We start from the raw sequence: 21,578 nt of genomic DNA on the forward strand, positions 1-21,578 counted from the left end.
CGTTACGCTGGTCGGCCAAAGCGGGCCGGCGCGTCCAGGCGGACGGTTTCAGGCAGCATGGGCCATCGCGACGGGCGATGAGAACGCGCCGTCGAGGCGATCGATCAGCCAGCGGAGCTCGTGCGGGGTGCGGCCGGTGGAGAGGGCGGCGTCGCGGGCGAGGCGGTCCATGACCGGGCGGTCGATGTGGCGGGTGGCGGCGATCGCCAGCGCGTCCCACAGGATCGCGGCGAGGTCTTCGTCCTCTAGCGGCGCGCTTTCGAGTGCCTGGAACCAGGGGCTGTCGGGGCGGATGCACGCGCCGGCGATGGCGAGGCCGAGGCCGAGCAAGCGTTCGAGGGTTTCGTGGCCGCCCGCTTCGTGGCACGGGGGGACAGCGGCCTCCGGGGCGGGAAGGCCGAGGCGCATCGCGCAGTACATGCCCGCGACGAAATTGGTGTGGTACATCTGTTCGCAGGCATAGGCGTCGGCGGCGGGGCCGCTGCGGGCGCGGAACTCCTGCGGATCGAAGGTGGGGCCGGGGAGGAAGCCGAGCTGTTTCCAGATGCGGTCGACGACGTGCCAGCCGAGGCAGGCGGCGGGGCCGCCGGTTTCACCGAGGCAGGCCGCGCACATCAGATATTCGATCAGCAGGTCGAAATCCTCCGAGACCATCGACCAGGCGATGCCTTCGTGGACCATTTCGGACAGGCGGGTGCGATCCAGCGAGGCGGGCGGTGGGGCGCGGCCGAAATCGGTGGCGTAGAGGATGGCGTGGGTGACGGCATAGGCGTCCGCCTCGGTCATGTAGAAGGGGTGGGCGCGGCTGTGGAGGATCGATCCGGCGAGCACCGCGTCGAGCGGTTGCGGCGCGGCGGCGAGGAGGTTGCGGGTCCACAGCTGGTCGAGCTGGCGATAGGGGACGCGCTCGACGCACTGGCCGAAGCCCGCGTTCAGGCTGTCTTCGATCAGCCGGTCGAAGGCGGGATCGCCATGGCCCGCGGCGGAGAGGAAGACGCTGCCCGCGCCGAGCGTGGCGGCGACGTGCGGCTGGCGCAGGATCAGCCCGCGCAGGCGATCCGAACGGATTTCGCGGAGCAGCGGCGCGGCGAGCGCATCGTTGAAGGGGGCGAGTTCGGGACAGGCCGCCTCCGCGCGGCGGGCGAGGAGGAGGAGCATCGCCGCCTCGGTCGCGACCTTGTCGCGCAGGCGGATGGTGGCGTGGCCCGAATCCGGCCAATAGGCGGCGTTGGTGTCGAGACGCCGCACCTGTTCGGCGGCGAAGGAGAGCTGGGCAGCCAGCCTTTGGATGAAGATGTCGGTCATGCTGCCCAGTCCTTTGCTTTGGGAGCTTCCCCTTTCCTGCCGTCATCCTCGCGAAAGCGGGGATCCACGGAATGGGGACAATTTGTGCGCGATGTTCCGCCGTCCATGGATTCCCGCTTTCGCGGGAATGACGGTCATCGCCGTTATCCGAAGCGCCCGCTCTTAGTGCTGGATGCCGTTGGCGGCCTTCTGGATCGCGCCGAGGCTCTGGCGGAGGGTTCCGGCGAGTTCGGTGATCTCGAGAATGGAATCGAAGCGGGGGCCGCGGCGGATGACCGAGATCCAGTCGGCGCAGATCAGGTCCCACGGTTCATCGAGGCCGGCGACCGAATTGATGAGAGATGAGCCGGCGACTTCGCGGACCGACAGATCAAGATTGACGAGCTTGGCTTCGCCCGCGGCGTGGATGACCTTGGCGACATCGATAGAACGGGGCATGGTAAATCCTTTCCAAAATCGGTGTTGGACTTTGCGTCGACTATGCCGACGCGCCGCACCGAGGCTGGAAGGGGGGTGACTCGCTTCGGTGGGGCGAATCATTGTCTATGCTTTTCTGGTGTCCGGCCCACGTGACGACCGTCACGGCAGGATATGCCCGCTATGACAGGGGCGGCGCGCGGCGCTATTCGGCGGCGATGCTGTCCGCGGCAGGCTCGTTATGGCCTTCGACGATGATCAGGAGATGCTCGACGCGCGGGGGGCTCTGGAAATGCGGGCCGCACAGGCGGCGCCATTCGAGGAAGGCGTCCGAATTGCGGAACTCGATCATATGATCCTCGATCGTTTCCCATTCGACGAACATGCGGTAGCGGCTGGGCTGCTCGATCGAGCGGTGAAGGCGGAAGGCGATGCAGCCTTTGGAGCCGAGGAAAAGATCCCTGGCGATCGCGGCGGCGGCCTCGAACGCCTGTTCCTGGCCGGGCTTGATGTCGATTTCCGCCAGTTCCTTGATCATCCCGGGCTCCTTTTGGTCGTCTGATGATCGAAACGCACGGGGCAGGTCAACGGCTCATCGCCATTTTCGCGGGCGATGTGGCAATTATGGCGCGCTTTTCGGCGGGTTGAGCGCTAGATCAGGGCGATGATCCGGACCGACATCCTGAAGAGCCTTGCCATCGCGGTGGCGCTGGGCGGCCTGAGCGGCTGCGCGACCGTGCCGCCGGCCCCTGCCGCCGCGCCGCCCCCGGCGATGCAATATCTCTACGGATCGGCGGAGGCCGCGGCGGCGAGCGTGCAGGCCTATGCCGCGCTGGTGGCGGAGGCGGAGGGCCGCGCGGCGCGGCGGGAGTCGGCGGTGCTGGCCGACGGCGCGACGCTCGATGCGCCGCGCTTCGCCGACTGTGGCGACAAGCCGCTCGCGGCGCTGTTCGACGCGGACGAGACGCTGATCCTGAACGGCGGCTATGAATATGACCAGGCGCGGCGCGGCGGCGCATTCGATTCCGCGAGCTGGGACCGGTGGGAAAAGACCGGCACGGACAAAGTCGTGGCGGTGCCAGGCGCCGCCGCGGCGCTGACCGCATTGCGCGCGATGGGCATCACCCCGATCGTCAACAGCAACCGCAGCGCCGCCAATGCAGCGGAAAGCGAGGCGGCGCTGGCGGCGGCGGGGCTGGGCACCTTCCGCCATGGCGAGACGCTGTTCCTGAAAGGCGATGCCGACGGCAAGTCGGCCAAGGATGCGCGGCGGGCGGCGATCGCGGCCCGCTGGTGCGTGATCGCGATGGCGGGGGACCAGCTGGGCGACTTCAGCGACCTGTTCGCGGGCGATCCGGCAGCGCGGCGCGCGCTGGCTCAGAGCCGGGCGATCGCGGCTTTGTGGGGCCGGGGGTGGTTCGTGCTGCCCAACCCCGTCTATGGCGCGGGCGTAGCGGGCGGGTGGGACGAGGTATTTCCCGTGGGCCAGCGCTGGACCGATCCGGGATCGAAACGAAAAGAATGAAATGAGCCGTCTTCCGGTGCCGGGGCGGATGGTGCATGTCATGCGCCGGAAGGCTCCGGGCAGCAGGGGCGATTTTCGTCCAGGCTGCTAAAGCTCCCGTCTCTCCTAATTGCTGGTTGCCCCGTCCTCCTGATGCCTGACACCAACAGAAAATCCCCGACGCCACCGCGTGAACCGCGCGTGCCGACGGTCATCCAGATCGAGCATGCGCTGGCGGTGGCGGGCGCGGTGCTGTTCGCGGTGGTGATCGCCTTCCTGGCGGCGGGCGGATTCTATCTGCGCAAGAACCAGGAGGCGCCGAAGCCGGGCGCGGCGCGGCTGTCGATCGACCTGAGCAAGATCGGCATCAGCAACAAGGGGCCGACGCGGATCGACTATGGCCGGCTCGACCGGCGGATGCGCGAGCTGGCCGCCGACCGCGCGGTGGTGGGTGTCGCGATCGTGACGATCGAGAATGGCGAGATCAGCTTCGCCAAGGGCTATGGCGTGACCACCGACGGGCCCGAGGGCAAGCCGGTCGACGCGCACACGGTGTTCCGCTGGGCGTCGGTTTCGAAGGGGGTGGCATCGACGCTGCTCGTCAAGCTGGCGCAGGAGAAGAAGCTGTCGCTGAAGGATCCGGTGTCGCGCTGGGCGCCGTCGCTGAAACTGCCCGAAAATGCGCAGAATGTCGCGACGATCGACAATCTGCTGTCGCAGAGTCTCGGCATCTGGAAGAATGCCTATGACCGCGACCTGGAGGACGGGCGCGATCCAAAGGAAATCCGCGGGCGGCTGAACCAGATCCCGCTGCTGTGCCCGCCGGGCAAATGCTACAGCTATCAGAACATCGCCTATGACGCGGCGAGCGAGGCCGCCGAACATGCCGGCGGCGAGCCCTATGGCGAACTGGTGCAGGAGAAGCTGTTCGGGCCGCTGGGGATGCAATCGGCGACGACGACGCGCGAGGGCCTCGAATCCTCGCCGAGCTGGGCGCGGCCGCATCAGGGGCGGCGCGAGCTGAAGGTCGCCGACGCCTATTACCGGACGCCCGCAGCGGGCGGCGTCAACAGCTCGATCATCGACCTGGGGCTGTGGATGCGCGCGCAGATGGGCCGCGCGCCGTCGGTGCTATCGCCGTCGGTGCTGCGTGAGCTGCACAGCCCGCGCATCCGCACCTTCTCGATCCACCGGCAGCGCGACCTCGACCGCGCGCTCAAGGACGCGAGCTACGGGCTGGGTTGGCGCATCTATCATTATAATGGCCGCGAGGTGATCGGCCATCGCGGCGCGGTGGACGGCTATCGCTCGCTGATCCTGTTCGATCCGGTGCTGAAGGCCGGGGTCGGCATGTTGTGGAACTCGACCGCGGTCGAGCCGACGGGGATGCAGCTCGAGGTGTTCGACATGCTGTACCGGCAGCCGTTCCGGGACTGGATGGAGTTGGGGAAGTAAGCCCTTACTCGGCATCCCGGACGTGATCCGGGATCCAGCTTTACCTTCCTCCGGGCCGCCGGAAGAAGCGGGACCCCGGGTCAGGCCCGGGGTGACGGCGATGGGTGGGAAAAGGGCAGCTTTCCATCCTGAAGCGCTCTCTGCTTTGACATTGGCGCGGGCGAGGCTAGATCGGCGGCCATGTCGAACAAGCCCCGCACCCTTTATGAGAAGATCTGGGACGCGCATGTCGTCGAACGTCGCGACGACGGCACCTGCCTGATCTATATCGACCGCCACCTCGTCCATGAGGTCACCAGCCCGCAGGCCTTCGAGGCGCTGCGCGTCGCCGGCCGCAAGCTGCGGCGGCCCGACCTCACCCTCGCGGTGCCCGACCACAACCTGCCCACCACCGCGCGGCTCGACGCCGACGGTAGGCGCGTGCCGATCGCCGACGCCGAATCCGCGAACCAGCTGGCGGCGCTGGAGAAGAACGCGCCCGAATTCGGGGTGCGCTATATCGACGCGGTCGCGCCCGAGCAGGGCATCGTCCATGTCGTCGGCCCCGAACAGGGCTTCTCGCTGCCCGGCACGACGATCGTCTGCGGCGACAGCCACACCGCCGCGCATGGCGGGCTCGGCGCGCTGGCCTTCGGCATCGGCACGTCGGAGATAGAGCATGTCATGGCGACGCAGACGCTGCTGCTCGCGCGGTCCAAGGCGATGGAAGTCCGCGTCGAGGGTGTCCTCGGCCAGGGCGTGTCGCCGAAGGATGTCGTGCTGCACATCTGCGGCGTGCTCGGCGCTTCGGGCGGGACCGGTTATGTCATCGAATATACCGGTAACGTCTTCCGCGAGATGTCGGTCGAAGGGCGGATCACCGTGTGCAACATGGCGATCGAGCATGGCGCGCGCGCCGGCCTCGTCGCCCCCGACGAGACGACCTTCGCCTATATCGAGGGCCGCCCGATGGCGCCGAAGGGTGCGGACTGGGACAAGGCGGTCGCCTGGTGGCGGACGCTGGCGACCGACCCCGGCGCGCAATATGACAAGGTCGTGGTGATCGACGCCGCCGACATCGCGCCCTGCCTGACCTGGGGCACCAGCCCCGAGGATATCGTGCCGATCACCGGCGTTGTGCCGGACCCGGCGAGCTTCGCCGACCCGTCGAAGCAGGTCGCCGCGCAGAAGTCGCTCGACTATATGGGGCTGACGCCGGGCACGCGGATGCAGGACGTGCCGGTCGACAATATCTTCATCGGCAGCTGCACCAACAGCCGGATCGAGGACCTGCGCGCCGCCGCGGCGGTGGTGAAGGGCCGCAAGGTCGCCGCCAATGTCCGCCAGGCGCTGATCGTGCCGGGCTCGGGCCTGGTCAAGCGCCAGGCCGAGGAAGAAGGGCTCGACCGCATCTTCACCGAGGCGGGTTTCGAATGGCGCGAGCCGGGCTGCTCGATGTGCCTGGCGATGAACCCCGACAAGGTGCCCCCGGGCGAACGCTGCGCCTCGACCTCCAACCGCAACTTCGTCGGCCGTCAGGGCCCCGGCGCGCGCACCCACCTCGTCTCCCCGGCGATGGCGGCGGCGGCGGCGGTGACCGGGCATCTGGCCGACGTCCGCACGCTGGAGCCCGTGGCATGAAGCGGTTGATCGCGATCGCGGCGGCGCTGCTGGCGGGCTCGGCGCAGGCGGCTCCCGTTCCGGGGACGGTCGACAAGCTGTGGCGGCTCGACTGCGGTAGCGTCTGGGTCAACCAGCTCAACGTCTTTTCGGACACGCAGAGCTATACCGGCCAGAGCAAGGAGCTAACCTCCAGCTGCTATCTGATCAAGGATGGTGATGCCTATATGCTGTGGGACACCGGGCTTCCCGCCGCGGTGAAGGGGCAGCCCAACGATCCGGCCAAGCCGATGACCCCCACGCTGAGCAAGACGATCGTCGAGCAGCTTGCCGAGATCGGCGTGAAGCCCGAGCAGATCGGGCTTATCGGCATCAGCCATTATCATTTCGACCACACCGGCCAGGCAGCCGACTTCCCCAAGGCCAAGCTGATGATCGGCGCAGGCGACCTGGAGGCGGCGCGCAAGGATCCGTCGATCGGAAAGCCGATCGCCAACTGGCTGGGCGAGGGCGTGAAGGTCGAGGGCGTCAGCGGCGACAAGGACATCTTCGGCGACGGCAGCGTGACGATGATCGACCTGCACGGCCACACGCCCGGGCATCACGGCCTGCTCGTCCGCCTGCCCAAGACCGGCGCGGTGCTGCTGTCGGGCGACGTCGCCCATTTCCACGAGAATCTGGACAGCGATGGGGTGCCGACCTTCAACACCGACCGGGCGGACTCGCTGGCGGCGATGGACCGCTTCCGCAAGCTGGGCAAGGCGCAGAAGGCGGTCGTGATCATCCAGCATGACCCGCGCGACATCGCCAAGCTGCCCGCCTTCCCGCAGGGAGCCGAATGAGATGAAGCCGATCAACCATATCGAGGGCCGCGCCTTTCCGCTGGGCCTGAAGAATGTCGACACCGACGTGATCATCCCGGCGCATTACCTGAAGACGATCACCCGCAAAGGCCTGGGCCGCGGTGCGTTCGAGACGATCCGCGCGCAGGAGGGCAACGTCTTCGACGACCCCGAATATAAGGGGGCGAACATCCTGGTCGCGGGCGACAATTTCGGCTGCGGATCGAGCCGCGAGCACGCCGCCTGGGCGCTCAACGACATGGGCGTCGACGCGGTGATCGCGCCGAGCTTTTCGGACATCTTCTCAGGCAATGCCTTCAAGAACGGCATATTGACCGTGGTGCTGCCGCAGGAAGCGGTCGACCGGCTGGTCGAGGTCGCCAAGACCGATCCGATCAGCATCGACCTGGAGCATCAGACAGTGACGACGCCGTTCCAGGACCGCTTCACCTTCGAGATCGATCCTTTCCGCAAGCATTGCCTGCTCAACGGCCTCGACGAAGTGGGCATGACGCTGGCGCAGGATGCGGTGATCGGGACGTTCGAGGCGAAGATGGCGGTGGACCGGCCCTGGTTGTAACGCGGGCCGCAGCCAGTCGCCACCCCGCTCATCCTGAGCCCTTCGAGACGCCATTTCGACAAGCTCAATGGCTCCTCAGGGTGAGCGGCTGGTTTTTGGACCGAGCGAAAGTCTGGCCGACAAATTTTGCGCAGTTGCGCGCATCGGGCGGCGTGCCTATCTGATCTCATGAACCACAAGGCGACGGGGACTGCATGACCACTTTCGATGATCGCGAACAGGCTTTCGAGAACAAGTTCGCGCATGACCAGGAAATGGCGTTCCGGATCACCGCGCGGCGCAACCGGTTGCTCGGCCAGTGGGCGGCGGGGCTGATGAAGCTGACCGCCGAGGAAACCGACGCCTATGCCAAGGGCGTGGTCCAGGCCGATTTCGAGGAAGCCGGCGACGAGGACGTCATCCGCAAGCTGCTCGGCGACCTGACCTCGGCCGGTGTCGAGATCGACGACGCCAAGATCCGCGCGGCGCTCGACGCCAAGACGATCGAGGCGCGCCGTCAGCTGATGGAAGGCAAATAACCATGCCGATGGCCGCGACCGAGATCGAGGCGATGATCAAGGCGGCGCTCCCCGATGCGCTGGTCGAGATCACCGACCTGGCCGGCGACGGCGATCATTATGCCGCGCGCGTGGTGAGCGAGAGCTTTCGCGGCCTGCCGCGCGTGCGCCAGCATCAGCGTGTCTACGAAGCTTTGGGCGGCAGGATGGGGGGCGTGTTGCACGCGCTTCAGCTGACCACCGCGACGCCCGAATAAGGAGCTATTACAATGAGTGACGACGTTCAGGCCCGTATCGCGACGGCGGTCAATGCGGCCGACGTGCTGCTGTTCATGAAGGGCACGCCGCTGTTCCCGCAATGCGGATTCTCGAGCAAGGCGATCGCGATCCTCGAGCATCTCGGCGTCGAATATGCGACGATCGACGTGCTGCAGGACCCCGAGATCCGCGCCGGCATCAAGGAATATTCCGACTGGCCGACTATTCCGCAGCTCTATGTGAAGGGTGAGTTCGTCGGCGGTTCGGACATCATGATGGAGATGTACGAGGCGGGCGAGCTGGCCGATCTGCTCGAAGAAAAGGGTGTTGCCCACTCCTGATATGAGCCTTCATGTCCCCTTGCGTCATTCCCGCGAAAGCGGGAATCCACGGTAAGGATGGACAAGAGGTTCTTTCGGTCGCGATCCATGGATTCCCGCTTTCGCGGGAATGACGACAGGGGGTGGTTGCGATGCATCGCCTGTTCGTTCTCCTGGCGGCGCTCGGCATGACGACCGCCGCGCTCGCTGAGCCGATCGTCATCGCCCATCGCGGCGCTTCGGGATCGCGCCCCGAACATACGCTGGCGGCGTACAGGCTCGCGATCGAGCAGGGCGCGGATTTCATCGAGCCCGATCTGGTGATGACGAAGGACGATGTCCTCGTCATCCGCCATGAGAACAACATCACCGACACGACCAACATCGCCGATCACCCGGAGTTCGCCGACCGGCGGACGAGCAAGACGATCGACGGGCATGCGGTGGTCGGCTGGTTCACCGAGGATTTCACCCTCGCCGAACTGAAGACGCTGCGCGCGCGAGAGCGGCTGCCGCAGATCAGGCCCGCGAATATGGGCTGGCTAAACGAGGAGATCGCGACGCTGGACGAGGCGCTGGCGCTGGTCCGCGCCGCCGGGCGGCGGGTGGGGATCTATCCCGAGACCAAGCACCCCAGCTATTTCGCGGCGATCGGCAAGCCGATGGAACGCCCGCTGGTCGACGCGCTGGCGCGGGCGGGGTTCACGAAAGCCGACGATCCGGTGTTCATCCAGTCGTTCGAGGTGTCGAACCTCAAGGCGCTGCGAGAGATGACGAGGCTGCGGCTGGTCCAGCTGATCGACGGCGAAGCGCCGCCTTATGATCAGGTGGAGGCGGGGACCGGCCTGACCGTCGCCGATATGGTGTCGTTGAAGGGCCTGAAGGCGATCGCGGCCTATGCCGACGCAATTGGCCCCAACAAACTGCTGATCGAACCCCGCGACGCGGCGGGGCAGGCGCTGCCGCCAACGCGCCTCATGCACGATGCGCATGTGGCAGGGCTGCTGGTGCATGTATGGACGTTTCGGAGCGAGAATATCTTTTTGCCAGCCGGGGATCGGATCGGCGAGGATCAGGGGGCGAGAGGGGAAGCGGCGTCGGAGTATCGGCGCTTTCTGGGGTACGGGGTCGACGGGGTGTTCAGCGATTTTCCGGCCGAGGCGGTAGCGGCGCGTGGTGCGGTCGGGCGGTGATGGGCTGGGCCGTATTTTAGCGGCCTGCCGGGAGTTGACCTAGTTGCCGACGTGCCTGGACCGGTTCAAACAGGCATGATGAGCGTGAGTAAGGCTGTTGGGTTCGCCACCGTCGTCATTGTCCTCTGCGCGTGGGCTTACATTGCGCTCACGGGGGAACCACGCCTGCCGACTGGTATCGCGAATGGACGATATTCGAGCGGGTGTTGCGGCACGATTGTTTTGCACGACGGGGTGATGATCGTCGGAAATCAACGTGTCGATTACATCATCGAGCGGGACAAGGTCGGCCCGTACGTGCTGCCGGCGGCATATGTTGGGGCGTCGGCGCATGCGGTGGTGGTCAGGTCTGATGCACATCCTTTGAAACTACGTCTCGACAATCCAGCCCACCCTCGACAACTCGAATTGATTGATGATGCCGTCGGTGGCGGACGGTATGCGTTTGTCCGCGTGAATGGCGGCTAACCACCACGATTCAGACGTTCCTTACCCGATCGAACCAAGCTGCAGAAGAGACCAATTGCGATAATAGAAATCCGGAGGTCGAGAAGAAGTAGCTTTCGGAAACGATGTATGCGCATTCCATGGACACTGTGAGGATAAACATGGGAATTTTGGAGACGCAGCGCCGCAGGATCCGAGCGAAGTCGGTGTTGTTGTCGGGCTATCGCAAGAATGCTCGCGCATTTGACCATTGGCTGAAATTGGAGCTGGCCAAGGCAGTCGTCCCTGTCGCAATCGTCACCGCAGCCCAAGCACTTGGTTGGGTGTCTATTTCTCCGATGCTCGCCGTCGCTATCATCGGCATCTTCATGCTGTGGGTCGTCTTCGTTTACTGGAACGCTTGGGACGCCTTTCATCGTCTCGACAAAAGGCGGTTGGCGTATCTTCGCCGAACGGGGGTGGAGTGCGACCTTGTGTCGTTGTCCACCAATCGTCGGGCATGGGCGGCGGCGTTGCAGGGAAGGACGATGCATGATGTGCTGAAAGGTGGGCCGCGCGGAACCGCCGCTCCCTCCACCGCGTCTCGCGCAGGCATTGTCAGGCAGGGCCTGGTTTAATTGCCTTCCCATCGGTATCCGCTGATTGCCTGGTTTCAGGGCAAGATATTTCAGCTGCGAAGCTCCGGATCGGGCGTCCTGATCATCATGTTCGTGGTCGTATCCGTCATCATGACGACATGCACCGTATCTGATCGCTCCGCGCGCGAAGGGGCGGTTCCTGAGATGGCGACGATAACCGGGTTTGGGGCCTATGAGGGGCGCTGGTATGTCGGCCATGTCCGGGTGAGCGCGGAGGACGCAAAAGGGGTTACGGGAGAAATTCTCGTTTTGCCGCGTCAAATTGCCGGGTGCAAAGTCGGCGACAAGATAAGGGCGAAGCGTAGCGGGATAGCGCTATACCTCTCGCCCGCGCCATGTCCGATCGGGAGTGGCAGGAGTTGACGGGCCGGAGTGCGTTTCGTGATCGAGGGTGCGTTCGGGAGGTCCCGCCTTGTAGCTCCAGCCGCGTTGCCGGAAGAAGCGGTAGACAGGGAAGCTGGGCCCCGGGTCAGGCCCGGGGCGACGATTTTGGGGAGGTAATTGCCCTCATCTTGTCGCCCCGGGCTTGACCCGGGGCCCAGCTTTCATTGCTTTCAGATCAGGTGATCGGAAAGGTCGTTCCACTCCGGATTGGCGGTTTCGATCAACGCGAACTTCCATTCGCGCCGCCATTTCTTGATGCGCTTTTCATGGGTGATCGCGTCGGCGATCGACGGGGTGTGGTCCGCCCAGACCAGCCGATCGAGCGCATGTTGCTTGCAGAAGTCCGAGCCTGTCCCGGTGCGGTGCTGATGGATGCGGGAGGCGAGGTCGGACGTCACGCCGACATAGATCGTACCGCGGTAGCGGTTTGCCATGATGTAGACCCAGCCGCCGTCGGTTCCCATGACGGGAGGTGGAAAGGAAGCTGGGCCCCGGGTCAAGCCCGGGGCGACGATTTTGGGGAGGTAACTGTCCTCATTCTTGTCGCCCCGGGCTTGACCCGGGGCCCAGCTTTTATTGTTCTCAGATCAGGTGATCGGAAAGGTCGTTCCACTGCGGATTGGCGCGTTCGATCAATGCGAACTTCCATTCGCGCCGCCATTTCTTGACGCGTTTTTCATGGGCGATCGCGGCGGTGATCGATGTGGTGTGGTCCGCCCAGACCAGCCGATCGAGCGCATGTTGCTTACAGAAGTCCGAGCCTGTCCCGGTGCGGTGCTGGTGGATGCGGGAGGCGAGGTCGGACGTCACGCCGACATATATCGTGCCGCGGTAGCGGTTTGCCATGATGTAGACCCAGCCGCCGTTCGTTCCCATGACGGGAGGTGGAAAGGAAGCTGGGCCCCGGGTCAAGCCCGGGGCGACGTGGGATGCGCGGTTAGAGCAGCGCCTTCGCCAGCGCGAACAGGCTGGTGGCAATCAGGACGCAGCCGACCATAGTCAGCAGGCGTTTGGGGGCGATGCGCTTGACCAGCAGCGCGCCGAGCGGGGCGGCGAGGAGGCCGCCGATGATCAGGCCGACGACCGCGATCGAGAAGGCTTCGAGGCCCAGCGTGGCGATGAAGGTCGCGGAGATCGTCGTGGTCAGGAAGAATTCGGCGGTGTTGACGGTGCCGATCGTCGAGCGCGGCTCGGTGCCCTGGACGAGCAGGTTGGAGGTGACGATCGGCCCCCAGCCGCCGCCGCCCGCCGCATCCATGAAGCCGCCGACCAGGCCGAGCGGGGCGATCACCTTCGCGGGCTTGTGGGGCGCGCCGTGGTCCATCCGCCAGGCGCGCCACAGCAGATAGAGGCCGATCCCGGAAAGATAGGTCATCACATAGGGGCGGGCGAGCGCGCCATCGATGTTCGACAGCAGATAGGCGCCGGCGACGCCGCCGATCATGCCGGGGATGACCAGCCGGCCGAACAATTTCCAGTCGACGTTACGGTGGAAGATGTGGCTGACCGCCGAGGCGGCGGTGGTGAAGGTTTCGACCAGATGGACGCTGGCCGAGGCACGTGCGGGCACGAGCCCGATGACGCTGACCAGCAGGGTGTTGGTGATCACCCCGAAGGCCATGCCGAGCGCGCCGTCGATCAGCTGGGCGATGAAGCCCACCGCGATGAACGGCAACAGGGCCTGAAGCTGGTCGAGGGAAAGTTCGGGCATGGTTCAATGCATCCGGCAGGATTTTTTCATATCCCGCCGGGTGACGGGTATCGGGCGCGGACCTTAGCCGCGTCCGCCCGGGAGGCAATCTGCGTCTGACCAAGAGTTATTTGGGCGCGGGCAAGCTCATCTAGGCCGCGCACTCTTCACATTGCCGCCGCGCGATGCCACATGGCGGCGATGAGCGAGGAGCAGCTTGCGGGCGTCGCCCAGATGCAGCACCCCCTGGTGCGCCGCGTGCTGGCGGCCAATCCGGGGCCCTTCACCTATACCGGCACCCAGACCTATCTGGTCGGCAATCGCGACCTGGCGGTGATCGATCCCGGCCCTGACCTGCCCGAGCATGTCGAGGCGCTGATCGCGGCGATCGGCGGCGCGCCGGTGCGCGCGATCGTCTGCACCCACACTCATCGCGACCACAGCCCGGCGGCGATTGAGCTGAAGGCGCGGACGGGCGCGCCGATCATCGGCTGCGCGCCGCTGGTGCTCGACGACAGCGGGCCGCGCGCCGACGCGGCGTTCGACCGTGGCTATGCGCCCGACGAGGCGATGCGCGACGGGGCGACGATCGGCGGCGATGGCTGGACGCTCGAGGCGATCCATACGCCCGGCCACACCTCCAACCATATCTGCTATGCGCTGCCCGAGGCGGGGGCGCTGTTCAGCGGCGATCATGTCATGGGCTGGTCGACCACCGTCGTATCGCCCCCTGACGGCGACATGGCACGCTATATGGAAAGCCTGGAAAAGCTGATCGCCCGCGAGCAGGACAGCGTCTATTATTCGGCGCATGGCGACCCGATCGAGCGACCGCAGCGCTTCGTGCGGGGCCTGGCCGGGCATCGCAAGCAGCGCGAGGGGCAGATATTGCGCTTCCTGGAAAAGCAGCCGGGCGCGGTGACCGATATGGTCGGCCAGATGTATGTCGGGATCGATCCGCGGCTGCACGGCGCGGCGGGGCTGTCGGTGCTCGCGCATCTGATCGACCTGGAGACGCGGGGTTTGGTGCGCAGCGATGCCGATCAATGGAGCTTAGCGGCATAGGATATTGCGCTCTTGTCTCGTCACCCCGGGCTTGACCCGGGGCCCCGCTTACTTCCAGGGCAGACAAGAAGCTGGATCCCGGGTCAAGCCCGGGATGACGGAAGAATGGAATGGGATTTGGCGGCGTTAGGCCGCTGCTGGAGAGTAAGTCATGAACGCCGTTACCGAGAATCTGACCGGCCTGGACCTGCGCGCCGAGATCGAGCGGCTGCGCAAGGAGCGCAACGCGGTTATCCTGGCGCATTATTACCAGACTCCCGAGATCCAGGACCTCGCCGATTTCGTCGGCGACAGCCTGGACCTGTCGCGCAAGGCGGCGGCGACCGACGCCGAGGTCATCGCCTTTTGCGGGGTGCGCTTCATGGCCGAGGTGGCGAAGATATTGTCGCCCGAGAAGACCGTGATCCTGCCCGACATGGATGCGGGGTGCAGCCTGGAGGACAGCTGTCCTCCGGAGGAGTTCGCGCGTTTCCGCGCGGCGCATCCCGATCATCTGGCGCTGACCTACATCAACTGTTCGGCGGCGGTGAAGGCGCATAGCGACATCATCGTCACCTCCTCCTCGGCGGCGACGATCCTGTCGCAGATCCCGATGGACCAGAAGATCATCTTCGCGCCCGACCGGCATCTGGGCGGCTATTTCGCGCGGACGACGGGACGCGAGATGCTGCTGTGGGAAGGCAGCTGCATCGTCCACGAGGCGTTCTCCGAGACCGAGCTGGTCAAGCTGAAGCTGCAATATCCCGGCGCGCCGGTGGCGGCGCATCCGGAGTGCCCGGTCCACATCCTCGACCATGCCGATTATGTCGGGTCGACCCGCGGTATCCTCGACTATGTGCTGGGCAGCGACGCCGACACCTTCATCGTCGCGACCGAACCGCACATCATCCACCAGATGGAGAAGGCCGCGCCGCACAAGACCTTCATCGGCGCGCCCGGCGCGGACGGCAACTGCAACTGCAACATGTGCCCCTATATGGCGCTCAACACGATGGAGAAGCTCTATCTGGCGTTGCGCGACCTGACCCCGCAGATCCATGTCGACGAAGAGACACGGATCGCGGCGAAGCGCTCGCTCGACAGGATGCTGGAGATGACCGGAGGGTTGTCGGGGCCTGACGTCGGGCGGCCTAAGCTTTAGGTTCAACCGTCGCCCCGGGGCTTGACCCGGGGTCCCGCTAAATCTCAGCGGTGGGAAAAGAAGCGGGACCCCGGATCAAGCCCGGGGTGACGAAACAGGGATATGAGATGACCTTCAGCCTTCCCAATTTCGATCTCGACGGCTTCGTCCGCGCCACGCTGGCCGAGGATATGGGGCAGGGGGGCGACATCACCTCCGCCGCGACGATCCCCGCCGACGCGCTGTTCGAGGGCGAGATGGCGAGCCGCGATGCGATCAGCGTCGCCGGGCTGCCGCTGGCCGAGGCCTTCTTCCGCGCGCTCGATCCTGACGTCGCGATCGAGAGGCTGGTCGAGGACGGCGCGCGGGTGGCGAAGGGCGGCGTGCTGATGCGGTTGCGCGGCAAGGCGCGCGCGCTGCTCACCGCCGAACGATCGGCGCTCAACACCGTGCAGCATCTGTCGGGCGTCGCGACGCTGACGAGCAGCTATGCCGACGCGATCCGGGGGACGGGCGCAACCCTGCTCGACACGCGCAAGACGATCCCGGGGCTGCGTGTGCTGGAGAAATATGCGGTACGGATGGGCGGCGGCACCAACCATCGCATGCGGCTCGACGATGCGGCGATGATCAAGGACAACCATATCGCGGTGGCGGGCGGGATCGGCGAGGCGGTGCGCCGGGCGGTGGCCGCCGGGATCGAACGGATCATCGTCGAGGTAGACCGGGTCGATCAGATCGAGCCCGCGCTGGCGGCGGGGGCGACCCACCTGCTGCTCGACAATATGGACCCCCCGACCTTGCGCGGCGCGGTGACGCTGATCGGCGGACGGGTGCCGACCGAGGCGTCGGGCGGGGTGCGGCTCGACACGATCAAGGCGATCGCCCAGACCGGGGTGACCTATATCTCGGTCGGGCGGCTGACCCAGTCGGCGCCCGCCGCCGATATCGGGCTGGATTTTCGGGCGGTCTGATGCGTGCGGGCCTGCCCCTGGCCCTTGCGGCGCTGCTGACCGGGACGGCCTGTGCGAAGAAGGCGCCGTCGTGCGCGGTGCCGGCCGATCTGCCGCGGCCGATGCTGGAGGGGCCGACGATCGACCAGCCGCGGCGCATCCTGCCGATCGGCGGCTATACGCTGGCGGTGACATGGTCGCCCGAATATTGCGCGAGCCGGATGAGCAGCCCGAAGGACCATGCCCGCTGCGGCGGGCAGACGGGATCGTTCGGATTCACCCTGCACGGGCTGTGGCCCGATGGCGAGGGGGCGCAATGGCCGCAATATTGCTCAGCCACCCGGCTGGTGCCCGATGCGGTGATCCGCGCGCATTTCTGCAGCACGCCATCGGCCCAGCTGATCCAGCATGAATGGGAGAAGCACGGCACCTGCATGAGCAAGGTTCCGGCCGACTATTTCGCGCAGAGCGGCAGGTTGTTCGCCGGGCTGAAATTTCCGGACATGGACAAGCTGCGCGGGCGGACGATGACCGCGCAGGCATTCCAGGAGGCGTTCGCCGCCGCCAATGCCGGCATGCGCGCCGACCAGATGCGGCTGAACGTCGGTAAGCAGGGCTGGATGGAAGAGGTGTGGATCTGCCTCGACAAGAGCTTCCGCCCGACGACCTGTCCAGGTCATCAGGGCGGCGCGACGCCCGAGAGCAATATCCGGATCCGGTGAGCTGTCAGTCAGCGGCGGCGAAATGCGCCATCTGGTCGGCATGCGCCTTCAGGAAGGCGGGGCGGGCGGTGGCGCGGGCGACATAGGCCTTGCACCGCGGAAAGCCGGCCAGCCCGTCGAAATGGTCGACGACGCGCAAGATGTCGGCCATCAGCAGGTCGGCGACCGAGAAGTCGCCCGCGAGCCATTGCCCGTCCGCCAGCACCTTTTCCATATGGGCAAGGCGGTGGGTCTTGAGAAACCCGTCGAAGAATTTCCAGGCCGAGCCGTCCTTGTCCTCGCCCATGAAGCTGAACATCGTCCAGGGGAGGCTGGCCATTTCGACCGAGTTGAGCGCGGCGAAAATCCATTCGATCGCCTGTGCGCGGGCGCGGGGAGCCGTGGGCAGCAGTTTCTCGCTGCGCTCGCCGAGATGGAGCAGGATCGCGCCGGTCTCGAAGATCGAGAGATCGCCGTCGGTGAGCCAGGGGACCTGGCCGAAGGGCTGGTGCGCGAAATGCTCCGCGCCGCGATCGCGGAAGGGGATGCTCTCGACGCGATAGGGCAGGCCGGCTTCCTCGAGCGCCCAGCGGATGCGCAGGTCGCGGACGAAGCCGCGCACCTTTTCCGGCACCCAGTCGAAGGTGGTGAGGACCAGTTCGGGCATCGGCTTGCTCCTTCGATAGTCTTATTCGTCGTCCGGTTTCGGGCGCACCGCGTCCCCCTTGAAGCCCTGCGCGATCACATACCATTCGGACGAGTCCTTGCGGCTCGCGGGTGGCTTGGCGTGCTTGACGGTGGTGAACAGCCGCTTGAGCTCTGCGACGAGGTTGTTGTCCGCGCCGCCCGCGAGCACCTTGGCGACATAGGTGCCGCCGGGGCGAAGCACCTCGCTGGCGAACAGGCAGCCCGCCTCGACAAGCGCCATGGTGCGGAGATGATCGGTCTGGGGATGGCCGACGGTGTTGGCGGCCATGTCCGACAGGACGATGTCGGCCTGGCCGCCCAGCGCCTCGGCGAGGACGGCGGGGGCCTCGTCGGACATGAAGTCCATCTGGAGGATGGTCGCGCCGTCGATCGGATCGGTCGGCAGCAGGTCGATGCCCACCACCGACGCCTGCGGGCAGACCTTGCGGACCACCTGGGTCCAGCCGCCGGGGGCGATGCCGAGGTCGATCACCCGCTTCGCGCCCTTCAGAAAGTGGAAGCGCTCGTCGAGCTCGATCAGCTTATAGGCCGCGCGCGAGCGATAGCCCTCGGCCTGCGCCTTGCGGACATAGGGATCGTTGAGCTGGCGCTGAATCCATTTGATCGACGAGGCGCTGCGCCCCTTGGCGGTCTTGATCCGCTGTCGTCCGCCATCGCCCCGGCTCATTGCACATTCCGATTCTTGTCTACCGCGATGTCCGGGCCGGCAGGCGATCCCGCCTGCCTTGACATCGCTTGGGTCCGGTCGCGCGCCATAAGCGAACGAAGGATGCCTTCGCGAATGCCGCGATCGGCGACGCCGAGCCGTTCGGCCGGCCAGATATCGAGGATCGCGTCGAGGATCGCGCAGCCCGCGACGACGAGGTCTGCGCGCTCCTGACCGATGCAGGGAAGTTCGGCGCGCTGGGCCACCGACATGCCCGAGAGCCGGGCGCTGATTTCGCGCATCGCGGTGACGGGGACGATCAGCCCGTCGATCTGCCGCCGGTCATAGCTCGGCAGGTCGAGATGGACGCTGGCGAGGGTGGTGACGGTGCCGCTTGTCCCCAGCAGGCGGCCGGGCACCGCCCCCGGATCGAGCCGCCTGGCGAAGTGCGCGAAGCTCTCGGTGACACGCGCGCGCATACGGGCATAGCTGGCGAGCAGGCCGTCGCGGTCGTCGCCGATATGGGGTTCGGTCTCGGACAGCGAGACGACGCCCCAGGGCGCGGAGAACCAGTCGATCACGCGCGGCGGGCTGCTGTCGGCGTCGATCAGGATCAGCTCGGTCGAACCGCCGCCGATGTCGAAGACCAGCGCGCTGCCCTCACCGGGTTCGAGCAGCGCGTGGCAGCCGAGGACGGCGAGGCGGGCCTCCTGCTCGGGGGTGATGATTTCGAGCGCGATGCCGGTCTCGCGGTAGACGCGCTGGACGAACTCGCGGCCGTTGCTGGCGCGGCGGCAGGCTTCGGTCGCGACCGAACGGACGAGGCCGACGCGGCGGCGGCGCAGCTTGTCGGCGCAGACCGAGAGCGCGCTGACCGCACGGTCCATCGCAGCGTCGGAGAGTTTGCCGGTCGCCGCGAGCCCTTCGCCCAGTCGGACGATCCGCGAGAAGGCGTCGACGACGACGAAGCCTTCCTCGGCGGGCCGGGCGATCAGCAGGCGGCAATTGTTGGTGCCGAGATCGAGCGCGGCATAGCTGTAGCGCCCGAGGGCGTTGTTCGAGGAGGAATGCGCCCGACGCCCCCCTTCACGGTGGGGGCGCGGCGCGGCCATATCGGGGCCGTGCGCCATAAATATCGTCTCTTCATATCACCATACGGGCAGTTTCCGCATGGAACTTGGCGTCGAGACTAGTGCGGGATGCGCCAGACGGCAAGGCCGCCGCTCCGCAGCCCGTTGACAGGCTCCGCGCCCCTCCCTATGTGCGCCGCTCTGCCTTGGTGCCCCGTCGTCTAAAGGTAAGACTACGGACTCTGACTCCGTCAATTGAGGTTCGAATCCTCACGGGGCATCCAACCTTCCCAGAGAAGGCGTTCCAGTTCGCTTCTCTGGGCTTCACGCCCACTTCATGCCTAATTTGCAGCTGCATCTGGACGAGCGCGGGCGGTCGATGCCGTACGAGTTTGCGCTTCACAGCGTCTTGGCCAGTGCGCGAAGGCGGTGCTGTCTGTTTGCAGCACGCAAAATCTTCCCGGCTGTAGCGGAAAACCATTTGCCGCCGGGGCGCCTCGATCAGGCCTTTCAGGTCATCGAGTACCGCGATCCCGCGGAGCGGGGCAACGACGTTAGTCATTGCCCAGAGATATTTTCACGCCTCGCCCCTGACGCCAATGGTCGCTCGAACCGCCTGGCCACGATCAAGCTAACCGGCGATCGATCAACAATTCGCGTCGGTTATTTCACGCCAAGTTCACCACGACGGACTTCGTGTGGGTGTAGTGATTAAGGGTCTCAAGGCAGGACTCGCGTCCAAATCCGCTTTGCTTGAACCCTCCCGTGGGCGTTCCCGGTTTGATGTTGTAGTAGCGGTTGATCCAGACCATTCCGGTTTCCATGGCTCGCGAGATCCGGTGGGCGCGGCGCAGGTCGTTGGTCCATAGTCCGCCGGCGAGACCATATTCGACGTCGTTTACCTGCCGCAGCATATCCTCCTCGTCGGTCCAGCGAATGACCGACGTCACCGGCCCGAAAATCTCCTCTTGAGCGACGCGCATATTATTACGCACATCCGTAAATATCGTGGGTTCGATGAAGTAGCCATTTTCCTGACCGGCAATGGACGCCGCATTACCACCAAAGAAGATACTAGCGCCCTCTTGCGGTGCCAGATCGAGATAGCCGCGCACCTTATCGAATTGAGCTTTTGAGGCCATCGCGCCCAGTTGGGTTGCCGGATCGAGCGGATCACCCTGCTGGATGGAGGCCAAACCCCGCGCGAAAGCGTCGAGGAAAGCATCTTCAACCTTGGCATGCACAAAAACACGCGTGCCGGCGATGCAGACCTCACCCTTGTTGAAGACGGTCGTGATCACCGCCGACATTGCCGCGGCTTCCACGTCGGCATCCTCGCACACGATATTTGCCGATTTGCCTCCCAGTTCCATCGTCTGCGGAATGATGTTTGCAGCAGCATTCTCGATAACCTTCTGCGCGGTAGCGCGCGATCCGGTGAAAGCTACTTTTCGAACTTTCGGATGCGTCACCAACGGACCACCGACCGCGGCGCCGTAGCCGGTGACGACGTTCACGACGCCGGGAGGCAGGAGATCGGCGATGTCGCGGATAAACTCCATGACAGCCCAGCATACGACCTCGGCCGGTTTCAGCACCACCGTACAGCCCGCAGCGAGGGCTGGCGCAAGTTTCATCGCCGCCATCGTCAACGGCACATTCCAGGGAATGATTTGAGCCACTACTCCGATCGGTTCGCGGTGCACGATCATCGTGGCATCGTCGAAATCGAGAGTCTGACCCTGGATATGCCATGGCGTGCCTGCGAAATACTCGAATTGGGCAATCGCCCAATTCACGTCCATCGCATATGCTTCGGAAATCGGCTTGCCGTTGTTGAGCGTCTCCATCATCGCATAGTCGAAATGCCGGTCGCGCAGCCGTTGCGCGATGGCCAGCAAGATTTCTTGGCGCCGCAGCGAAGATGATCGCGACCATGCCGGAAACGCCGCCGAGGCCGCCTGAACCGCATGGTCGACATCTTTCGCATTGCCCGATTGAATATAGGCAAGCACTTGCCGGGTCGCCGGATTCTCCAGGGCGATCGTGTCACCGCTATCGCCCTCCACCCATTCGCCGCCGATGAAATGACCGTACACGGCTTTCTGGCTCAACTGCGCAGCCGCTTCTCTCGTTCGGTCGAGTGTCAATTCCATCTGATTTCTCCTAAAGCAGAAGTTGCGCAA

Annotated in this window: 25 protein-coding genes and 1 tRNA gene; 16 read left to right on the forward strand and 10 right to left on the reverse strand. The window is 65.4% G+C overall.

Going from position 1 to position 21,578, the window contains the following annotated elements; genetic code table 11:
- Positions 1-48 precede the first annotated feature (48 nt).
- The 3 genes from ASE00_RS01225 to ASE00_RS01235 all read right to left on the reverse strand — a co-directional run bounded on the left by ASE00_RS01225 (position 49) and on the right by ASE00_RS01235 (position 2,260).
- On the reverse strand, positions 49-1,305 hold the full coding sequence (locus ASE00_RS01225) for a DUF6895 family protein (RefSeq protein WP_056377102.1): 1,257 nt from the start codon (positions 1,303-1,305) through the stop codon (positions 49-51).
- Positions 1,306-1,467: 162 nt separating this feature from the next.
- Positions 1,468-1,743, reverse strand: coding sequence for a hypothetical protein (locus ASE00_RS01230; RefSeq protein WP_056377103.1), 276 nt, complete (start codon positions 1,741-1,743; stop codon positions 1,468-1,470).
- Between the two features lie 184 nt (positions 1,744-1,927).
- Complete coding sequence (locus ASE00_RS01235) at positions 1,928-2,260, reverse strand: antibiotic biosynthesis monooxygenase family protein (RefSeq protein ID WP_056377105.1); 333 nt, start codon at positions 2,258-2,260, stop codon at positions 1,928-1,930.
- Between the two features lie 126 nt (positions 2,261-2,386).
- Between ASE00_RS01235 and ASE00_RS01240 the strand changes: the two genes are divergently transcribed.
- The 11 genes from ASE00_RS01240 to ASE00_RS01290 all read left to right on the forward strand — a co-directional run bounded on the left by ASE00_RS01240 (position 2,387) and on the right by ASE00_RS01290 (position 11,034).
- On the forward strand, positions 2,387-3,247 hold the full coding sequence (locus ASE00_RS01240; RefSeq protein WP_056377107.1) for an HAD family acid phosphatase: 861 nt from the start codon (positions 2,387-2,389) through the stop codon (positions 3,245-3,247).
- 180 nt (positions 3,248-3,427) lie between these two features.
- Positions 3,428-4,681, forward strand: a complete 1,254-nt coding sequence (locus ASE00_RS01245; protein ID WP_235538492.1) for a serine hydrolase domain-containing protein — start codon at positions 3,428-3,430, stop codon at positions 4,679-4,681.
- 180 nt (positions 4,682-4,861) lie between these two features.
- On the forward strand, positions 4,862-6,301 hold the full coding sequence (gene leuC / locus ASE00_RS01250) for a 3-isopropylmalate dehydratase large subunit (protein WP_056377109.1): 1,440 nt from the start codon (positions 4,862-4,864) through the stop codon (positions 6,299-6,301).
- Positions 6,298-7,122 (forward strand): N-acyl homoserine lactonase family protein, encoded by an 825-nt coding sequence (locus ASE00_RS01255; RefSeq protein ID WP_056377111.1) that lies wholly within the window; start codon positions 6,298-6,300, stop codon positions 7,120-7,122. Before leuC ends, ASE00_RS01255 begins: the two co-directional genes overlap by 4 nt.
- A 1-nt stretch (position 7,123) precedes the next feature.
- A complete protein-coding gene (leuD, locus tag ASE00_RS01260) occupies positions 7,124-7,702 on the forward strand; it encodes a 3-isopropylmalate dehydratase small subunit (protein ID WP_056377112.1) in 579 nt (192 codons plus the stop codon).
- 194 nt (positions 7,703-7,896) lie between these two features.
- Positions 7,897-8,220, forward strand: coding sequence for a DUF1476 domain-containing protein (locus ASE00_RS01265; protein ID WP_056377115.1), 324 nt, complete (start codon positions 7,897-7,899; stop codon positions 8,218-8,220).
- A 2-nt stretch (positions 8,221-8,222) separates the two neighbouring features.
- Positions 8,223-8,456, forward strand: a complete 234-nt coding sequence (locus tag ASE00_RS01270) for a BolA family protein (protein ID WP_056377121.1) — start codon at positions 8,223-8,225, stop codon at positions 8,454-8,456.
- A gap of 12 nt (positions 8,457-8,468) precedes the next feature.
- Entirely contained in the window at positions 8,469-8,798 is a 330-nt protein-coding gene (gene grxD, locus ASE00_RS01275; protein ID WP_056377123.1) for a Grx4 family monothiol glutaredoxin, read from the forward strand.
- 131 nt (positions 8,799-8,929) lie between these two features.
- A complete protein-coding gene (locus tag ASE00_RS01280) occupies positions 8,930-9,970 on the forward strand; it encodes a glycerophosphodiester phosphodiesterase (RefSeq protein WP_056377125.1) in 1,041 nt (346 codons plus the stop codon).
- Between the two features lie 75 nt (positions 9,971-10,045).
- Positions 10,046-10,438: a hypothetical protein gene (locus ASE00_RS01285; protein WP_056377127.1), complete on the forward strand. Its 393-nt coding sequence runs from the start codon at positions 10,046-10,048 to the stop codon at positions 10,436-10,438.
- A 104-nt stretch (positions 10,439-10,542) separates the two neighbouring features.
- The gene (locus ASE00_RS01290) at positions 10,543-11,034 is read left to right on the forward strand and encodes a hypothetical protein (RefSeq protein WP_056377129.1); all 492 of its coding nucleotides are present in this window, start codon (positions 10,543-10,545) and stop codon (positions 11,032-11,034) included.
- Positions 11,035-11,609: 575 nt separating this feature from the next.
- Here the strand turns inward: ASE00_RS01290 and ASE00_RS01300 are convergent.
- The 3 genes from ASE00_RS01300 to ASE00_RS01310 form a co-directional block, all read right to left on the reverse strand.
- A complete protein-coding gene (locus tag ASE00_RS01300) occupies positions 11,610-11,903 on the reverse strand; it encodes a GIY-YIG nuclease family protein (protein ID WP_056377132.1) in 294 nt (97 codons plus the stop codon).
- A 118-nt stretch (positions 11,904-12,021) separates the two neighbouring features.
- Positions 12,022-12,315: a GIY-YIG nuclease family protein gene (locus tag ASE00_RS01305; protein ID WP_056377134.1), complete on the reverse strand. Its 294-nt coding sequence runs from the start codon at positions 12,313-12,315 to the stop codon at positions 12,022-12,024.
- 61 nt (positions 12,316-12,376) lie between these two features.
- On the reverse strand, positions 12,377-13,150 hold the full coding sequence (locus tag ASE00_RS01310) for a sulfite exporter TauE/SafE family protein (protein WP_056377136.1): 774 nt from the start codon (positions 13,148-13,150) through the stop codon (positions 12,377-12,379).
- 171 nt (positions 13,151-13,321) lie between these two features.
- Here ASE00_RS01310 and ASE00_RS01315 point away from each other — a divergent pair, with 171 nt between their 5' ends.
- From ASE00_RS01315 to ASE00_RS01330, 4 genes are all read left to right on the forward strand, one after another.
- The gene (locus ASE00_RS01315) at positions 13,322-14,194 is read left to right on the forward strand and encodes an MBL fold metallo-hydrolase (protein ID WP_082594389.1); all 873 of its coding nucleotides are present in this window, start codon (positions 13,322-13,324) and stop codon (positions 14,192-14,194) included.
- A gap of 151 nt (positions 14,195-14,345) precedes the next feature.
- The gene (nadA, locus tag ASE00_RS01320; RefSeq protein WP_056377139.1) at positions 14,346-15,335 is read left to right on the forward strand and encodes a quinolinate synthase NadA; all 990 of its coding nucleotides are present in this window, start codon (positions 14,346-14,348) and stop codon (positions 15,333-15,335) included.
- A gap of 107 nt (positions 15,336-15,442) precedes the next feature.
- Positions 15,443-16,288 carry a carboxylating nicotinate-nucleotide diphosphorylase gene (gene nadC, locus ASE00_RS01325; RefSeq protein WP_056377141.1) on the forward strand — a complete coding sequence of 282 codons (846 nt, stop codon included), beginning with the start codon at positions 15,443-15,445 and terminating at the stop codon, positions 16,286-16,288.
- A complete protein-coding gene (locus tag ASE00_RS01330) occupies positions 16,288-16,989 on the forward strand; it encodes a ribonuclease T2 family protein (protein ID WP_056377143.1) in 702 nt (233 codons plus the stop codon). The genes nadC and ASE00_RS01330 overlap by 1 nt, the downstream gene beginning before the upstream one ends.
- 4 nt (positions 16,990-16,993) lie before the next feature.
- Here the strand turns inward: ASE00_RS01330 and ASE00_RS01335 are convergent, their stop codons facing one another.
- From ASE00_RS01335 to ASE00_RS01345, 3 genes are read right to left on the reverse strand one after another with little or no spacing between them, the layout of a single operon-like run.
- Positions 16,994-17,635: a glutathione S-transferase family protein gene (locus tag ASE00_RS01335; protein ID WP_056377144.1), complete on the reverse strand. Its 642-nt coding sequence runs from the start codon at positions 17,633-17,635 to the stop codon at positions 16,994-16,996.
- A 21-nt stretch (positions 17,636-17,656) separates the two neighbouring features.
- Positions 17,657-18,343 (reverse strand): RlmE family RNA methyltransferase, encoded by a 687-nt coding sequence (locus tag ASE00_RS01340; RefSeq protein WP_056377147.1) that lies wholly within the window; start codon positions 18,341-18,343, stop codon positions 17,657-17,659.
- The gene (locus ASE00_RS01345; protein WP_082594391.1) at positions 18,340-19,452 is read right to left on the reverse strand and encodes a Ppx/GppA phosphatase family protein; all 1,113 of its coding nucleotides are present in this window, start codon (positions 19,450-19,452) and stop codon (positions 18,340-18,342) included. Before ASE00_RS01345 ends, ASE00_RS01340 begins: the two co-directional genes overlap by 4 nt.
- Positions 19,453-19,602: 150 nt before the next feature.
- On the opposite strand from ASE00_RS01345, the gene ASE00_RS01350 reads away from it, so the two are divergent.
- Positions 19,603-19,676, forward strand: a tRNA-Gln gene (locus ASE00_RS01350).
- 384 nt (positions 19,677-20,060) lie between these two features.
- Here the strand turns inward: ASE00_RS01350 and ASE00_RS01355 are convergent.
- Positions 20,061-21,548, reverse strand: a complete 1,488-nt coding sequence (locus ASE00_RS01355) for an aldehyde dehydrogenase family protein (protein ID WP_056377149.1) — start codon at positions 21,546-21,548, stop codon at positions 20,061-20,063.
- Positions 21,549-21,578 lie beyond the last annotated feature (30 nt).

This window comes from Sphingomonas sp. Root710, from assembly GCF_001429065.1.
In the GTDB taxonomy this organism is placed as follows: domain Bacteria; phylum Pseudomonadota; class Alphaproteobacteria; order Sphingomonadales; family Sphingomonadaceae; genus Rhizorhabdus.